Source organism: Gemmatimonadaceae bacterium (assembly GCA_019637355.1).
In the GTDB taxonomy this organism is placed as follows: Bacteria; Gemmatimonadota; Gemmatimonadetes; order Gemmatimonadales; family Gemmatimonadaceae; genus Pseudogemmatithrix.
This window is the reverse complement of sequence record JAHBVT010000001.1, coordinates 1,647,842-1,664,181: the sequence shown is the minus strand read 5'-3', so window position 1 is coordinate 1,664,181 and position 16,340 is coordinate 1,647,842. Positions and strand designations below refer to the sequence as shown.

The following is a 16,340-nucleotide window of genomic DNA, read 5'->3' as shown; positions in this document are numbered from 1 at the left end:
ATTCCGCGCTATGAGCGCCACGCACGTCTGGTTCAGCGGCGGCGGCACGGGGGGACATCTCTACCCCGGGCTGGCGATCGCGCGCGCGCTGCAGCGCCTGCGGCCGGAGGTGCAGCCGTTCTTCGTGGGCGCGCTGCGCGGCATCGAGCGCGACGTGCTGCCGACGACTGAGTTCCCGCACCTGTTGCTCGACCTGCACCCGCTGTACCGCCCGCAGGTCTGGAAGAACTGGCAGACCCTGCGTGGCGCGTTGGCCTCGTGGAGTAAGCTCGACGCCGCGGCGCGCACACGGCCGCCCAAGCTCGTCGTCGGGACCGGCGGCTACGCGGCCGGGCTGGCGCTGCTCTGGGCCTGGCGGCGCGGCATTCCCGCCGTGCAACATATCGGTGATGCCGTGCCCGGCATCACGGCGCGCTGGGGCGCGCGCGTGACGCAAGAGAACTTCCTCGGCTTCCCCGAGGCGGCGCGCTACCTCTCCGCAGCGCGCGGTACGATGCGCGCCAGCGGCAACCCCATCGAGCCGCCGCCGGATATCCGCCCGGCTGCGGCCGAGGCTCGCGCGCGCTGGGGATTCCCGGCACACGCCAAGGTGCTCCTCGTCTTCGGCGGCTCGCAGGGCGCCCGCGCATTGAACCAAGCGGTGGCGTCCTGGGTGGAGCAGGGCATTCCGTCCGGACTCTGTGTGCTTTGGGCCACGGGCAAGGCGCAGTTCGATTCGTACAGCCAGTTCGATCGCGCCGACGTGCGCGTGTTGCCGTACCTCTCGCCGATCGCCGAGGCCTACGCCGCAGCCGACGCGGCGCTGGTGCGCGGCGGGATGATGGGCACCAGCGAACTCTGCGCCTGGGGCATCCCCAGCGTCATCGTGCCGCTGCCCAGCGCCGCCAACGACCACCAGACGGCCAACGCGCGCGTGCTCGAGTCGGCCGGTGCCGCGCGCTGCCTGCCGCAGACGGAGCTCTCGGCGGAGCGGCTGGCGCGCGAGTTCGGGGAGCTGTTCGGCGATCCAGCCAGGCTGGCCGCGATGGCCGACGCGGCCAAGGCGCGCGGGCGCCCGCAGGCGGCGGCCGAGATCGCGCGCGACATCGCCGCATATCTTTGAGTGATGCCATTGCTCGATGCCGCAGATCCGCGGCCGGTCCACTTTATGGGAATCGCCGGGGCGGGGATGAGCGCGCTGGCCGAGCTCTGCCACCGTCGCGGCGCGCAGGTCACGGGCTGTGACCAGCAAAGCGCCGGCGCGGCAGACGTCGCCGCGCTCGGCATTCCCGTGCACGCTGGTCACGATCCCGCGCACCTCGCCGGCCACCGCGCACTCGTCGTCACGAGTGCGGTTCCCAAAGACCATCCCGAGCTTCTCGCCGCACAGGCCACCGGCATCCCGGTGATCCGCCGCGCCGAGGCGCTGGCCGAGGCCACGGCGGGCGGCACGTTGATTGGCGTGGCCGGCACGCACGGCAAGAGCACCACCACGGTGATGACCACCGCCGCGCTGGCCGCCGCCGGCAAGCAGCCTACCGGTGTTGTAGGCGCGCGCGTACGCAGTTGGGGAGGCAACCTCAGCGAGGGCGGGCACGAGCTCTTCGTGGTGGAGGCGGACGAGTACGACCGCTCCTTCCTCGCGCTGTGGCCCACGGTGGCCGTCGTCACCAACGTCGAGGCCGATCACCTCGACATCTACGCTGACCTCGCGGACATCCACGCCACGTTCAGCGAGTACGTGCGCCGCGCCCGCTACGTGGTGCTCTGCGCCGACGATCCCGGCGCCAACGCCCTGCCGAGCCCGGCCACCGCCGAGGTGATTCGCTACGGCATCGCCAGCCCCGATGCGCGCCTCGTGGCGCACGACCTGCGCGCCGTCCACGGCGGCAGCGCCTTCAAGGTGCGCTACGACGGCAAGGCGCTGGGCGAGGTGCGCCTCAACGTGCCCGGTCAGCACAACGTGCTCAACGCGCTCGCGGCGCTCGCCTGCGGTATCGGGCCCTGGGCGCTGACGGTTGAGCAGATGGCGCCGGGTCTCGAGGCCTTCGCCGGCGTTGAGCGCCGCTTCGAGCGCCTCGGCACGCAGCGGGGCGTGGACGTCGTGGACGACTACGCGCATCACCCCACTGAACTGCGCGCCACGCTCACCGCCGCGCGCGAGGCCTTTCCGAACCGCCGCCTGGTCGTGGCCTTCCAACCGCACCTGTTCTCGCGCACGCGCGACTTCGCTGCGGATTTCGGCGATGCGTTGGCGGTGGCGGACTTGGTGTACCTCGCCGACATCTATCCGGCGCGCGAGAAGCCCATCGAGGGCGTGAGCAGCCAGCTCGTGGCCGACGCAATGGCGCGCCGCGGTCTGCCACCGCGTTGGATGGGGCCGCGCGGCGATCTGGCGGCCGCGATCTCGGCGGAGCTTCGCGAGGGCGACGTCGTGCTCACGGTCGGGGCGGGGGACATCACCAGGACTGGGCCGGAATTGCTGGCCGTGCTGGCCGGCTGACGGATGGACGGCGCCCGCACGGCCCCGCCGAACCCCGCGGATCTCCCGCGCTGGCGCCGGGCGCTGCGGGCAGCCACGCGCATCACAATTCTGCTGGCGCTCGTGTCTTCCCCATTCTGGGGACGCACCGTGCTGCGCTCGATGGATTTCTTCCGCGTACGACGTGTGGAGCTGCAGGGCGTCCGTTACGCCACCCCCGACGAAATCGTTTCGCGGTTAGGAGTGGATACGCTCGCGTCCGTCTGGGACGACGTCTCCCCTCTCGAAGCGCGGGTGGCGGAGCATCCGCAGGTGCGCAGCGTGCGCATCCGGCGGAAGCTCCCCGGCACCCTCGTCGTCGTCGTGACCGAGAATCCGCCCGTGGCGCTGGTCGCCACGCCCCGCGGCCTCGTCGTCACCGATGCCGATGGTGATTCGTTGCCGGTGGACCCCACGACGATGGATGTGGACCTGCCGGTGCTCGCGCGGAAGGATCTCGTACTGCTCCGCCTCCTGGCGGAGACGCAGGTCGAGGAGCCGGCGCTCTTCGCTCGGGTGAGCGAGGCGGGCCGCACGGAGCGGGGGGAACTGCTGCTGCAGTTGCCCGAGTTCCGGATCCTCGCCGACTCCACGGTACACGCCGCGCGGTTGGCCGAGGTGCTCCCGGTGGAGCTCGATGCGGCGCGCCGCAACTGGCGCCCGCGCGAACTCGACCTGCGTTTCCGTGACCAGGTCATCGTCCGCCTCCAGCGCCAATGAACCTCGACCGTCTCGTCGCCGGCCTCGATATCGGATCCGCCAAGACCACTGCGGTCATCGCAGAGGTCGTGGGGGACCTGCCCAAGCATCCTTCGGTCAACATCCTCGGCGTCGGCCAGGCCCGCACCACCGGCCTGCGCAAGGGCGTCGTCGCCGACATCGAGGAGACGCAGCGCTCCATCACCAAGGCGATGCAGGACGCCGAGCGGATGGCCGGCGCCCGCGTCGAGACCGTCTATGCCGGCATCGCCGGCGAGCACGTGCAGGCGATGACCTCCACCGGCATCGCGTCGGTGACCGGCCACGAGATCACCCGCGCCGACGTGGACCGCGCCAACGCCGTCGCCCGCGCGCAGGCCATCCCGCAGGACCGCGAGCTCATCCACGCGATCCCGCAGGAATACACGGTCGACAAGAACCAGGGCGTCCGCGACCCGGTCGGGATGATCGGCACGCGTCTCGAGACCGAGATGTACCTCGTCACCATCGGCTCCTCGCCGGCGATGAACCTGCGCAAGGCCGTCGAGCGCGCGGGCTACCGTGTGGGCGAGCTGGTGCTCGAGCCGCTGGCCAGCGCACTCAGCGTGCTCACCGAGGAGGAGAAGGAGCTGGGCGTCGCGCTCGTCGAGATCGGCGCCGGCACCACCGACGTCGCCGTCTTCCACGAGGGCAAGATCCGCCACCTCGGCACCATCGGTTTCGGCGGCCTCAACGTCACGAGCGACATCGTCCACGGCCTCGGGGTCACGGCGCTCGACGCCGAACGCCTCAAGGAGCAGTACGGCGCCGCCTACGAGCCGCTGGTGAAGGTGACCGGTGAGATCATCAAGCTGCCGAGCACCGGCGCGCAGGGCGACCGCGAGATCCCGCGCGAGCTCTTGGCGCACATCATCCACCAGCGCACGCAGGAGATCTTCGAGATGGTCCTGCGCGACCTGGAGGAGCACCATCTCGTGTCGCGCCTCGCGGCGGGCATCGTCGTGACGGGCGGCGCGGCCGCGCAGCCGGGCACCGACCTGCTCGCCAGCGACGTCTTCGGGATGGGCGCGCGCATCGGCGTCCCCGGCGACCTCCTCGGTGGCCTGGCCGACAGCATCCAGAGCCCGCGCTTCAGCACCGTCACCGGCCTCGTCCAGTACGGGGCGCATCGTGTGGCCCTCGGGGGGAGTGCGGGGAAGGGCCGCCGGCTCAGTCTCAGTGGGTCCGGGCCGAGTATGGATTCGATGGCGCAGCGGTTCAAGACCTGGTTACAGGATTGGTTCTAGTCCCCGTAACTGCGGTTCACCACAGAGGGCACAGAGAACTGCCACAGCCTTTTTGAACGCAGAGGCGCAGAGGGACGCAGAGAACTGCTGAGAACGGCAACTGCTTTTAGGGGGTCCGCACCGAAATTTCGGTTCGGACCCCCTAAGAGCTGTTGCCGTTGTAGTTGTAGTTCTCTGCGACCTCTGCGCCTCTGCGTTAAACAGCAGTTGCCGTTCTCTGTGCCCTCTGTGGTGACCGCCGTTCCGGTATATCACAAATATTTGCGGCGCCACCCCGAAGTGGACTCTCCCGGGCCGCACCCGCGTTTCCCCGCGCCCCCTGCGTCGTCATTCCCGTGTAACCCGGGCGCCGGTCCGGCTATATTTCCGTGCGTACGCCGGGATCGGTGAGCGCCGACCGGCCTCCGTCATCCGTCATCCGACTTATGTCCCTATTCGAATTCGAAGAGCCCAACGCCCAGCACGCCAAGATGAAGGTCGTTGGCGTCGGCGGCGGCGGTGGCAATGCGGTCAATCGAATGATCGAGGAGCAGCTCGAGGGCGTGGAGTTCATCTCGGTGAACACCGACGCCCAGGCGCTGCTGAATTCGAAGTCGGACGTGAAGATCCAGATCGGCAAGAAGCTCACGCGTGGCCTCGGCGCCGGCGCCCGCCCGGAAATCGGGCGTCAGGCGATCGAGGAGAACCGCGACGAAGTCTCGCGCTCGATTGCCGGCGCGGACCTCGTGTTCGTCACCTGCGGTATGGGCGGCGGCACCGGCACCGGCGCCGCGCCGATCGTCTGCGAGCTGGCCCGCGAACAGGGCTCGCTCACCGTCGGCATCGTCACCAAGCCCTTCCTCTTCGAAGGCCGCAAGCGGATGCGCCAGGCCGACGAGGGCATCGCCGAGATGGCCAAGCACGTGGACACGATGATCGTCGTGCCCAACGAGCGCCTGTTGGCGGTGGTGGGCAAGGGGATTCCCTTCCAGGACGCGCTCAAGAAGGCGGACGAAGTGCTGCTGCAGGCCACGGGCGGCATCTCCGGCATCATCACGAAGGCCGGCCTCGTCAACGTGGACTTCGCCGACGTGCGCACGATTATGAAGGACGGCGGCTCGGCCATTATGGGCACCGGCATCGGCCGCGGCGACAACCGCGCGGTGGATGCGGCCAAGATGGCCATCGAGAGCCCGCTGCTCGACAGCGTCTCGATCGCCGGCGCCCGTGGCGTGCTCATCAACATCACGGCCGGCCTCGACACTTCGCTCGACGAATACACGGCGATCAGCGACCTGGTGCGCAGCGCCGTCGGTGACGACGCCGAGATCATCTTCGGCGCGATGCCGGAGCCGGCGATGCAGGGCGAGGTGCGCGTGACGGTCATCGCGACGGGCTTCGCCCGGCGCGCCGCGTCGCAGCCGGTCATCGGCAGCCGCGCCTCCTCGGGCAGCACGCCGGTGATTCCGCTGGATGCCGCGCGCAACGCGCGGCCGGCCAGCGCGGGCCTCACCAACAACGCCGGCGGCGCAGTGCCGGCCGCCAAGCCACGCCCCTCGGCGGCGCGTCCGATGGAGGATCTCAGCGACCTCGAGATCCCGACGTTCATCCGGAGACAGATGGATTGAGCCCGCGCACGACGCGGCTCCTGTTCGGCGCGGCGGTCGCGGCACTCGCGATCGCCGCGCTTCGCCTGCCCACGCCCGAGTTCGCCTCGCCGCGCGCGCTGCTGGCGCAGTTGCAGGAGCCGGACCTCCAGCCCTGGACCGAGCACGACACGCTCGGCCGCGGGGAGACGCTCTCCGGCCTGCTCTCGCGCCGCGGACTCTCGACCGCCGAGGCGGCCAAGGTCGTCCGCGCCGCCACGCCGCTGAACCCGCGCCGCATCCCCGCCGGGATGCCCATCGAGCTGCGCGGCGACACGACCGATGCACGCCCGCGCGAGATCAGCTTCCGCCTCGGCGTGGACCGCATCGTGCGCCTCGCCCGCGACGGCGACGACTGGGCTGCCACCGAGGAGATCCTGCCTTGGAAGGTGGACACCGTGCTCGTGCGTGGCACGGTGCGCGAGCACCTCTACGGCGCCATCTACGAGGGCAGCGACGGCGTCATCACCGGCCGCGCCCGCGACGAGCTCGCCTGGGTGATCGCCGACATCTACGAGTACAAGATCGATATGTCGCGCGAGCTGCAGCAGGGCGACCAGGTCCGCGCGCTCTTCGAACGCCACATCGCGCCCGACGGCACGATGAAGATCGGCATCGTGCTGGCGGCGGGCCTGCAGCGCGCGGGCACCGAGATCCAGGCCTTCCGCGTGGTCAAGGACGACGGCGCCGTGCGCTACTACGACGAACGCGGGCGCTCGCTCGCGGCTGCCTTCCTGCGTGCCCCGCTGCAGTTCCGCCGCATCTCCAGCAACTTCGGCAACCGCCGCCACCCCATCCTCGGCACGATGCGCCAGCACCAGGGGATGGACTACGCGGCCAACGCCGGCACGCCGGTGCGCGCCATCGGCGACGGCACGGTGATCTTCGCCGGCGTGCGCGGCGGCTACGGCAACCTCCTGGAACTGCGGCACCCCAACGGGATGGTCACCCGCTACGCGCACCTGCGGGGTTTCGCGTCGGGCATCCGCCGTGGCAGCCGCGTCAGCATTGGCGAGACCGTCGCCTATGTGGGCTCCACGGGCCTCTCCACCGCGCCGCACCTGCACTTCGAGGTGCTCGTCGGCGGTGTACACCGCGACCCGCGCCGCGCCCTGGCCAACGCCGAAGCCGGCCCGGCGCTCACCGGCCGCGACCTCGCCCGCTTTGAGGCCGCCCGCGACGCGGTGGTGTTCGCGCTTGAGCAGCCGGCGGGCATCGTCCGCGCGTTGGGCAACTGAGCGCCGGCGCCGCGCGCCGTCGTTGATCCACACCCCATAGATGCTCTCCTGGGCCCTTGCCCTCGCGCTCGGCGCGCTGCTGGCTGGCCTCACCTACGGCCTGCGGCGGCCGCGCTTGCCCTTGGCCGCACTGCGCGCGCTGGCCGCCATCCTGCTGCTGGCGCTGCTCTTCGACGCGCCCTTGGCGGCCCGGAGGCCGCTGGCGCCTTGGGTGGCGCTGGATGTGTCGGCCAGTTGGGCGCCCGCGCTCGACGCCAGCCCCTGGCAGCAGGCCCGCGCGATCGCCGACTCCCTGCGCCGCAGCGGCGCCGATTCGCTCCTGCTCTTCGGCAGCGCGCTGCGCGGTGGCGCGACTCCAGACTCCCCAACGGACTCAACTTCACGCATCGGGCCGCTGGTGGAGCAGATGCGCGCCTTCGGGCGGCCGGTGCTGATCGTCACCGACGCTCAGCTCGATGACCCCGAGCGCCTCGCCGATCTCCCGATCGGTTCGGCGCTGATCCGTCCGCCAGCGCATAACGCCGCCGACCTCGCCGTCGCCGCGCTTGCCGCGCCGGCCTCGGTGCTCGTGGGCGACACGCTGGAGCTGCGCGTGACGCTGCGCGCTGGGGCCGTGGCCAGCGCGGCTGCGCGCCGGCTCTCGGTCACGCTGGGCGGACGCGTGCTGCACGAGGTCGCCATCAACCCGCTGGAGCCCTACGGCGAGCGCGAACTCCTCTTGCGCGGCGCCCTCCCGCCGGGCGAGGGCAGTCTCGCCCTCACGGCAGCGCTCTCCGCCGGTGACGGTCAGCCGGCCAACGACACGCTCAGCCGCCCGCTCGCGGTGGTCGGCACTGCCTCGGTGGCGCTCATCAGCACCGCGCCGGATCAGGACGCACGCTTTGCCTTCGCCGTGCTGCGGCAGACCCAGCGCGGCGCGCTGCGCGCCTATTGGCGAGTCGCGCCCGGCCAGTGGCGCGAAGGCGAGGCCCTGCGCCCCGTGCCAGAGGAGGCCGTGCGGCGCGCCTTCGCGACGGCCTCGTTGGTCCTGCTGCACGGCGACACGTCGTACTTTGGCCAGCCCATATCGCGCACGCGCGGCCCGCTCGTGCTATTGCCGCAGGTGGACGGCAGCGACGAGTACTACGCCACCGGCGCCGGCGACTCGCCGCTGCGGGCGGCCCTCGCCGACCTGCCCTGGGACGCGCTGCCGCCCCTGCGCGTCGGCACCTCCGCCCGCGGCGGGATCCCGACGCTGCTGGCCCGCCGCGCGCGCCGCGGTGAAGAGCGCGCCATCGTCACGCTCTACGATGCGCGTCCGCGGCGCGCCGTCGTCACCGCCGCAGGCACCTGGCGCTGGAAGTCGCGCGGTGGCAGCTCCGCCGAGGGATTCGACGCCCTCTGGGGCAGTATATTCGACTGGGTCGCGGCGCCGACGTCCGCGCCGGAATCGGCGGCATCGGCATCGGCACTGCAACGCGAACTCCTGCCGCGCGCGCCGAACGCCGCCGCCGGCCCGGTGGGCAGCAGTCCGGCCCGCGACACAGCCCCGCGAGCCCGCGGGGCCTGGTGGTTGGCCGCGCTGGCCCTGCTCGCGCTCAGCGCGGAATGGATGCTGCGCCGCAGGATGGGATGGCGCTGAGCGCCGGCCCGACCCTTACCTGTTGACCTGAATGGCCCCGAACCTACTCGGCAAGCGCTCGCTCTGGCAGCGCATCAAGGAAGTCGCCCTCACCGACGTCGGCGTGCTCGCCCGCGGCGGCGTGGACGGCCTCACGCTGGAGCGCCTCGAGCAGACGCTGCTCGAAGCCGACCTCGGTGTGCCCATCACGATGCGTCTCGTCGAGGAAGTCCGCCGCCGCGCCGCCCAGGGCAAGATCCGTACGAGCGACGACTTCCGCGCCGCCATCGCCGAGCTCATCACCGAGGCCCTGCGCGCCGGCAACGCCGACGCCACGCTCGCCCTCGCCGCCAAGCCCACGGTCATCCTCGTGCTCGGCGTGAACGGCGCCGGCAAGACGACCAGCATCGGCAAGTTGGCCGCCAAGCTGCGGGGGGAAGGGAAGTCGGTGCTGCTCGGTGCCGGCGACACCTTCCGCGCCGGCGCCATCGACCAGCTCAAGGTGTGGGCCGAGCGCACGGGCGCCGAGTTCGTGGGGGCGCAGCCGGGCGCCGATCCCGCCGCGGTCGCATTCCAGAGCATCGACGCCGGCATCGCGCGTGGCGTGGACGTCATCATCATCGACACCGCCGGCCGCCTGCACACCAGCGCCGCCCTGATGGACGAGCTCAAGAAGGTGCAGCGCGTGGTCGCTAAGCGGCTCGAGGGCGCGCCGCACGAGGCCCTGCTCGTGCTCGACGGCACCGTGGGCCAGAACGCCGTGCAGCAAGCCAAGCAGTTCGCGGCGGCCGTGCCCATCACCGGACTCATCGTCACCAAGCTCGACGGCACCGCGCGCGGGGGTGTTGTCGTCGCCGTGCACGAGGCCGTGAACGTGCCCGTGAAGTTCCTCGGGTTGGGTGAGCAGGTTGCGGACCTCCTGCCCTTCGATGCCGCGGCCTTCGCCGGGGAGCTGCTCGCGGGATGAGCCCCGCCGCCGCAGGCCCGCGGCGCTCGCTCGAGACGCCGGTGGAGTTCCTCACCGGCGTTGGCCCCCGCCGCGCCGAGGCGCTGAGGCGGCTCAACATCTTCACCGCGCGCGACCTGCTGCTGCACATCCCGTTCCGCTACGAGGATGCCAGCACCGTCACGCCCATCGCCAAGCTGCGCGTGGGGGACGATGCCACCATCATCGGCACGGTGATCTCCACCGGCGTCCTGCCCACGCGCAAAGGCCTGCGGATCTTCCAGGCCGTCGTGAAGGACGCCTCAGGGATGATCGAGGTGAGCTGGCCCGGCCAGCCATGGCTGGACCGCAGCATCCATAAGGACGACCAACTCCTGCTCAGCGGCCCCGTGCGTTTCTACCACGGCCGCCAGTTCGCCCCGCGCGAGTTCGTCAACCTCGGCGCCGAGGGCGACCCCACCTCGGCCGGCCGCGTGCTGGCCGTGTATCGCGCCACCGAGGGGCTGAGCTTCAAGCTCATCCGGCAGTTGATCGAGAAGCACCTCGACGCATTCCTGCCGCTGGTGCGGGAGTACCTCCCCGCGGCCTTGCTCGCCGAGGCGGGCGTGCCGCCCCTGCCCGAGGCGCTGCGCGCGCTGCACCGGCCCAGCTCCGTGGAGGAAGCGCTGCGTGCCCGCGGCCGCCTCGCGTACGAGGAACTGCTCTTCGTGCACTTGCTGCAGCGCCGCGCGCACGACTTGGCCAAGCAGGCGCGCGACGGCATTTGCTTCGTGAACAAGAAGCAGCTGACGTCGCGTTTCCGGGAGGTGCTGCCCTTTGAACTCACCAAGGCGCAGGTGCGCGCCGTGCGCGAGATCGTCGCCGATATGTGCGCGCCGGAGCGGATGCACCGCCTGCTGCAGGGCGATGTCGGCTCCGGCAAGACCGTCGTCGCCGTGTTCGCTGCGCTCCTCGCGCTGGAGAACGGCTACCAGGTGGCCGTGATGGCGCCCACCGAACTGCTCGCCGAGCAGCACGCGCGCACCTTCACGGCGCTGCTTGCGCCATTGGGCATCACGCCTGTGCTCGTCACGGGAAGCCTGAGTGCCAAGGAGCGCAAGCTCTCCGCCGCGCGGCTCGAGGGCGGGGAGCCGGTGATTGCTATCGGCACGCACGCGCTGCAGGAGCAGGGCACCGGCTTCGCCAAGCTCGGGCTCGCGATCATCGACGAGCAGCACCGCTTCGGCGTCGAGCATCGCCGTGCGCTCGTGGAGCGCAGCGGCGCGCGCGCAAAGCCCGACGTCCTGTTGATGAGCGCCACGCCCATCCCGCGATCGCTGGCGCTGACGATGTACGGCGACCTCGACGTCAGCATCCTCGACGAGCGCCCGCCCGGGCGCCAGAGCGTGACCACCGCGCTGCGGCCCGAGAACGCCCGCGCGCGGGTGATGGCCTTCGTGGACCGGCAGCTCGAGCAGGGGCGGCAGGCGTATCTCGTGTACCCGCTCATCGAGGAGTCCGAGAAGGTCGCGCTCAAGGCCGCGACCAAGGCCTTCGAGGAGCTGTCAGACGGTCCCTTCAAGGGCCGCCGGCTCGCCTTGCTGCACGGCAAGCGCAAGCCCGAGGAAAAGGATGCCGTGATGCGCGCCTTCGCCGCCGGGCAGCTCGACCTCCTCGTCGCGACCACCGTCATCGAGGTCGGCATCGACGTGCCCAACGCCACCGTGATGGTCGTCGAGCATCCCGAACGCTTCGGGCTGTCGCAGTTGCACCAGTTGCGCGGCCGCGTCGGCCGCGGGGCGGAGGAGAGCTATTGCATCCTGCTCGGCGACGTCGGTGAGGAGTCCGCCGAGCGGCTGCGGCCATTCCTCGAGACGGATGACGGGTTTGCGATCGCGCGCGCCGACCTCGAGCAGCGTGGAATGGGCGACCTATTCGGCGAACGACAGAGCGGGGTGCCGATGTTCAAGGTGGCAGACCCGCTGCGGGATGAGGAGCTCGGCGAGGTGGCGCGGCAGGGGGCGGTGCAGGTGCTGGCGGCGGATCCGGAGTTGAAGCGGCCGGAGCATCAGGGGATGCAAGAGGTGCTGCGGCGGCAGTATGGGCGGGCGTTGGAGCTGTTTCGGGTGGGATGAGCCGGAGAGGCTAGCGCCCCCCCACCCCCACGCCCATCATCTAGCGTGGCGGCAACCCCTGAGCCCCTCGCCCGACCCCGCCGGTCCCGCGTGCGCCTCCCCATCTGGTGGGCTGCCGCCGCGTTCCTCACCGCCTCGGCCGCCGTGCTCGCCTTCGACCGCTGGTACGGCGCGCACCTCGAGGCCGAAGCCCGCGTCGCCGTCGCCCGCACGATGGGCCCCACCGCCTCCGCACTTCGCTCCGCCGTCGAACGCCGCGTCGCCCTGCTCGACGGCCTGCGCAGCTTTGCCGAAGCGCAGCCGACGCGTGCGCGGCTCGACGCCGAGTTCCCGACCTTTGCGCAGGGCATCGTCCTCAGCGCCGAGGGCGTGCGTGCGCTGCAGTTCGTCGAGCGCGGCGTCATCGTCGACACCTGGCCGCTCGCTGGCAATGAGCGCGCGCTGGGCTACAACCTGCTCGCGGATCCGCGCGAGGAGATCTCCGGCGACGTGCGCCGCGCGATGAGCACCGACTCGGTGGTGGTTACGGGCCCGATCGTGCTGGTCCAGGGCGGGGACGGGCTGCTCGTGCGGCGACGCCTCGCACGGCGACTGGGCTTCCCGGATCTTTCAGCAATCATTCTCGACGTCCCGAGCATCGTTCGTGAGGCGGGCCTGCCGGACCGGCGGACGGGCCTGTACCTCGAAGTGCGCGACCGGCAGGGGCGCTGGTTCGGCGGCGATACGCTGGTGGCGGGCCTCGAGCCGGAGATTCTGCGAGTCCAGGTGCCGGACGGTGACTGGACGCTGCGCGCGGCACCGATCGGGGGCTGGACCGCGGTCCTCGCGCCGCAGCGCCGAGCCGCACGGGCAGCCAGTGTGGTGGCAGTGCTCGCACTGACACTGATCGGCGTGCTGATCGGCTTGCGCCAATCGCAGATGGCGGACGTGCTGGCGCGGCGCACGGCGCGGCTCGGCGTCGCGCTCAAGGCGGGCAAGATGGGCACCTGGGAGCTTGATGTCCGCGGCGATCGCCTGCACTTCGACGCCAACGGCGCCGCCATCCTCGGCCGCCCGCCGCACGAAGTGGACGGTTCGCTGGAGAAGCTCTTCGCGGTGCTGCATCCGCAAGACGCGGCTTTCGTCGCGCGCGTGTTCCTCGAGATCCTCGGTTCCGACCGCAGCGAGTACACGCTAGAGCATCGCATCATCTTGCCAGACGGCGGCGAGCGCTGGGTGCTGGTCATCGGCGAGATCGAGCGCGATGCCGCGGGCAACGCGCCGCGCGCGCAGGGCATCATCTCCGACGCCTCGGACCGCCGCGCCATCGAGGCGCGTGCACGCCACCTCGAGCGCGTGGAGACCATCGGGACGATGGCCGGCGGCGTCGCCCACGACTTCAACAACCTGCTCACGGCCATCATCTCGTTTACGGAACTGGCCAAGGAAAGCTTGGGGCACGTGGAAGCGGACCCGCAGCTGCGTGCGGTGCGCGAGGACCTCGACGAGGCGCTGAAGGTGGCGGCACGGGCCAGGGGCCTCGCGGCGCAACTCCTGGCGTTCAGCCGCGGGGCAGCGTCGGAGCCGCGGCGTGCGGACCTGGCGCGGACGGTAGCCGAGCTGGAGCCGCTGCTACGACGTCTGCTCGGCAAGCGCATCATTCTTCATATAGATGTGGTGTGGGACGTCCCGCCGGTGTGGATCGACCCCTCGCAGTTCACGCAGGTGGTGTTGAACCTCGTGGTCAACGCCCGCGATGCCATCGCCGATCGGGGCGAGGTGACACTGCGCCTGCAGCGCCTCACGCCGAGCGCGATGCGCCCGAGCGGGGCCCCGGCCGGGGACTGGGTGGCGTTGGAGGTAGCCGACAGCGGCGTGGGAATGGACGAGTCCCTGCGCCGCCGCATCTTCGAGCCCTACTTCACGACCAAGGCTGAGGCGCGGGGCACGGGGCTCGGGCTCGCCGTGGTGCACGGCGTCGTGCGTTCGGCCGGCGGGCAGGCGCTGGTGGAGAGCACGCCGGGGCAGGGCAGCCGTTTCTGGATCTTCCTGCCGCCGTTCGCAGGGGACGAGATGGCCTAGCCGGCACACAGCAATATTTGCCGGTCGCGGGCAATGTCCTCCATACGATAGGGTCACGAATCCCCGAGATTGCGCCCGTCCTGACCCGATTGCAGTTTTGGACGAGAGTCTACCGATTCTCTTCCCCCGGCGGACGAACTCGTGGAACCTACCCGAGCAGCACCGCAGGATTCGAGCGGAGTCGCGCTGGCGCTGGATGACTCCGTGTGCCGCCGCACGCTCGACCGGATGCTGGAGGGCTGCCAGATTATCGGGCCCGACCTGCGCTATCTGTATGTGAACGATGCCGTGGTCCGCCACGGGCGGCAGTCGCGCGAACAGCTAGTGGGCCGTACGATGCCGGAGGTATATCCCGGTATCGAGCACAGCGAGGTCTTCCAGGCAATCCAACGCGTACTCGCCGGTGCAGGGCCGGAGTCCATCACGAACCGCTTCGTCTACCCAGACGGCTCTGCCGGGTGGTTTGAGCTGAGCCTGCAGCCCGTTCCCGAAGGTGTGTTCATCCTGTCCATCGACATCTCCGAGCGCGTGAAGGCGCAGAGCGTCGCGAGCCGCGCACAGCGGCTGGAGTCGCTTGGCACGCTCGCCGGAGGCGTCGCGCACGACCTGAATAACGCCCTCGCCCCGGTGCTGATTACGACGGAAATGCTCCGGGAGTCTGGCAGTCTCGCGGACGACGACCTGGCGACCATCGCGGAGTGCACCCAACGCGCAATCGACTTGGTGCGGCAGTTGCTGATCTTCGCCCGCGGCTCCGATGGCCAGCGCATCTCGGTAGCGCCTGCGGAGGTGCTGCGGCAGCTCGAACGAATGGTGCAGAGCACCTTTCCCAAGGAGATCGATGCGCGATTTCGCTATGCCAGTGAGCTCCCGGCGCTGTACGGCGACCCGACGCAACTGCACCAGGTGCTCCTGAATCTCTGCGTGAATGCGCGTGACGCGATGCCCGACGGCGGGCGCCTCACGATCGAGGCGGATGTCGTGGACGTCGACGAGACCTACGCCAGCGCGGTGGTGGACGGACGCGCAGGCCGATTCCTCTCGATCGCCGTGCGCGACAGCGGCGATGGCATCGCCCCGGACATCCTTGAGCGCATCTTCGAGCCGTTCTTCACGACCAAGGGACCGGACAAGGGCACGGGGCTCGGCCTCTCGACATCGCTGGGCATCGTACGAAGCCACAACGGTTTCGTGCACGTCTACTCGGAAGTGGGCGACGGTACCACATTTCGCGTCTTCTTCCCGCTCGCTGACTCGAGCGCCAACGCAGCGGCGCGCCCTGCAACGGAACTGCGCGGCGATGGGCGCGGGGTGCTTGTCGTGGATGACGATGCCAAGGTCCGCCTCGCGGCGTCTTCCGCGCTGGCCGCCCTCGGTTTCACTCCGTTCACGGCCGGTGATGGCGCGGAGGGCTTGGTGTGCGTCGCCCAGCACCACGCGGAACTCGCCGCGGTCGTGCTTGACCTGCATATGCCGACAATGGATGGACCGACCTTTCTCGCACGGCTACGCGAGGTGATGCCAGAGGTGCCGGTGGTCATCGCAAGCGGGCACCTCGACACGCCACCGGCGGCGATGGATGGACTCACGGCCGCCGCACGGAGGCTGGCGAAGCCATTCACGCAGGCGGACCTGGAAGCCGCGCTACGTGATGTGCTCAGCGCGGCGGGGTGACCGACGGCTCGAGGTTCTGCGCGAGGTACGGCGAGAGGTATGCCCCGACGCGCTGCCGTTCGGTCGCGCCCAAATGCCGGTACCCCCGCACGAGCCCCACGCACAACTCGCTCCCGCAATGGCAGTCAAACGGCTCCGCCATATCCCACTCCGTCGCGTTGTAGTCGAAGGTTACCCCCTCGCCGGCAGCGATGTCCTTCAGCGCGACCACCGCCAGCCCCGTCACCCAGGCACTGGGCTCGCAGGAATGGTTCAGGTACATCCAGTACCGCTCGCGGATGCGCTCGGCGTCGGTGGCGAGGTCGTCGGAGTCGAGGTGCATCTCCGGCCCGACTTGGATCGAGTAGCGCGTCGGCACGCGCGTCTCGCGCCCTACCAGCCGGAAAATCTCCGTGCCGGCGGCGATGTCGCGCACGGCGACCAGGCGACGCTGCGAGGCCTCGATGAGCACGCCCACGTTGGGCGAAGCGGTGGCAACTACGGTTCCAGCGGGGTACGAGGAGGGGACTTCGGCGGCGGCCACACGCTGCGGGGTGCCTGACATAGCGCTACAAGCTGATGGGTCCCGGTCTTAAATGCCAGCGCCTTCCTCCCGCG

Annotated in this window: 12 protein-coding genes; 11 read left to right on the top strand and 1 reads right to left on the bottom strand. The window is 70.5% G+C overall.

What is annotated here, in order from left to right:
* The first annotated feature begins 10 nt into the window (after positions 1–10).
* The 11 genes from KF689_07660 (at position 11) to KF689_07610 (ending at position 15,743) form a co-directional block, all read left to right on the top strand.
* Complete coding sequence (locus tag KF689_07660; protein ID MBX3133244.1) at positions 11–1,102, top strand: UDP-N-acetylglucosamine--N-acetylmuramyl-(pentapeptide) pyrophosphoryl-undecaprenol N-acetylglucosamine transferase; 1,092 nt, start codon at positions 11–13, stop codon at positions 1,100–1,102.
* 3 nt (positions 1,103–1,105) lie between these two features.
* Positions 1,106–2,482 carry a UDP-N-acetylmuramate--L-alanine ligase gene (gene murC, locus KF689_07655; protein ID MBX3133243.1) on the top strand — a complete coding sequence of 459 codons (1,377 nt, stop codon included), beginning with the start codon at positions 1,106–1,108 and terminating at the stop codon, positions 2,480–2,482.
* A 3-nt stretch (positions 2,483–2,485) separates the two neighbouring features.
* Positions 2,486–3,220, top strand: a complete 735-nt coding sequence (locus tag KF689_07650; protein ID MBX3133242.1) for an FtsQ-type POTRA domain-containing protein — start codon at positions 2,486–2,488, stop codon at positions 3,218–3,220.
* Positions 3,217–4,485, top strand: a complete 1,269-nt coding sequence (gene ftsA / locus KF689_07645; GenBank protein ID MBX3133241.1) for a cell division protein FtsA — start codon at positions 3,217–3,219, stop codon at positions 4,483–4,485. The genes KF689_07650 and ftsA overlap by 4 nt, the downstream gene beginning before the upstream one ends.
* A 425-nt stretch (positions 4,486–4,910) precedes the next feature.
* Positions 4,911–6,092: a cell division protein FtsZ gene (gene ftsZ, locus KF689_07640; GenBank protein ID MBX3133240.1), complete on the top strand. Its 1,182-nt coding sequence runs from the start codon at positions 4,911–4,913 to the stop codon at positions 6,090–6,092.
* Positions 6,089–7,348, top strand: a complete 1,260-nt coding sequence (locus tag KF689_07635; protein ID MBX3133239.1) for a M23 family metallopeptidase — start codon at positions 6,089–6,091, stop codon at positions 7,346–7,348. Before ftsZ ends, KF689_07635 begins: the two co-directional genes overlap by 4 nt.
* A gap of 40 nt (positions 7,349–7,388) precedes the next feature.
* Complete coding sequence (locus KF689_07630) at positions 7,389–8,969, top strand: nucleotidyltransferase domain-containing protein (protein ID MBX3133238.1); 1,581 nt, start codon at positions 7,389–7,391, stop codon at positions 8,967–8,969.
* A 31-nt stretch (positions 8,970–9,000) separates the two neighbouring features.
* Positions 9,001–9,915: a signal recognition particle-docking protein FtsY gene (ftsY, locus tag KF689_07625; protein MBX3133237.1), complete on the top strand. Its 915-nt coding sequence runs from the start codon at positions 9,001–9,003 to the stop codon at positions 9,913–9,915.
* Positions 9,912–12,008 carry an ATP-dependent DNA helicase RecG gene (gene recG / locus KF689_07620; GenBank protein MBX3133236.1) on the top strand — a complete coding sequence of 699 codons (2,097 nt, stop codon included), beginning with the start codon at positions 9,912–9,914 and terminating at the stop codon, positions 12,006–12,008. Before ftsY ends, recG begins: the two co-directional genes overlap by 4 nt.
* 90 nt (positions 12,009–12,098) lie before the next feature.
* Positions 12,099–14,069, top strand: coding sequence for a PAS domain-containing protein (locus KF689_07615; GenBank protein ID MBX3133235.1), 1,971 nt, complete (start codon positions 12,099–12,101; stop codon positions 14,067–14,069).
* Positions 14,070–14,210: 141 nt separating this feature from the next.
* Entirely contained in the window at positions 14,211–15,743 is a 1,533-nt protein-coding gene (locus KF689_07610; GenBank protein ID MBX3133234.1) for a PAS domain-containing protein, read from the top strand.
* Here KF689_07610 and KF689_07605 read toward each other — a convergent pair.
* The gene (locus KF689_07605; protein ID MBX3133233.1) at positions 15,727–16,287 is read right to left on the bottom strand and encodes an SET domain-containing protein-lysine N-methyltransferase; all 561 of its coding nucleotides are present in this window, start codon (positions 16,285–16,287) and stop codon (positions 15,727–15,729) included. The genes KF689_07610 and KF689_07605 overlap by 17 nt on opposite strands.
* Positions 16,288–16,340: the final 53 nt, after the last annotated feature.

Bases quoted from the DNA above. Each gene is read 5' to 3' on its own strand.
- KF689_07605 (MBX3133233.1), bottom strand. From the start codon at position 16,287: ATGTCAGGCACCCCGCAGCGTGTGGCCGCCGCCGAAGTCCCCTCCTCG.
- recG (MBX3133236.1), top strand. From the start codon at position 9,912: ATGAGCCCCGCCGCCGCAGGCCCGCGGCGCTCGCTCGAGACGCCGGTG.
- KF689_07650 (MBX3133242.1), top strand. From the start codon at position 2,486: ATGGACGGCGCCCGCACGGCCCCGCCGAACCCCGCGGATCTCCCGCGC.
- ftsY (MBX3133237.1), top strand. From the start codon at position 9,001: ATGGCCCCGAACCTACTCGGCAAGCGCTCGCTCTGGCAGCGCATCAAG.
- KF689_07660 (MBX3133244.1), top strand. From the start codon at position 11: ATGAGCGCCACGCACGTCTGGTTCAGCGGCGGCGGCACGGGGGGACAT.
- KF689_07630 (MBX3133238.1), top strand. From the start codon at position 7,389: ATGCTCTCCTGGGCCCTTGCCCTCGCGCTCGGCGCGCTGCTGGCTGGC.
- ftsZ (MBX3133240.1), top strand. From the start codon at position 4,911: ATGTCCCTATTCGAATTCGAAGAGCCCAACGCCCAGCACGCCAAGATG.
- ftsA (MBX3133241.1), top strand. From the start codon at position 3,217: ATGAACCTCGACCGTCTCGTCGCCGGCCTCGATATCGGATCCGCCAAG.
- murC (MBX3133243.1), top strand. From the start codon at position 1,106: ATGCCATTGCTCGATGCCGCAGATCCGCGGCCGGTCCACTTTATGGGA.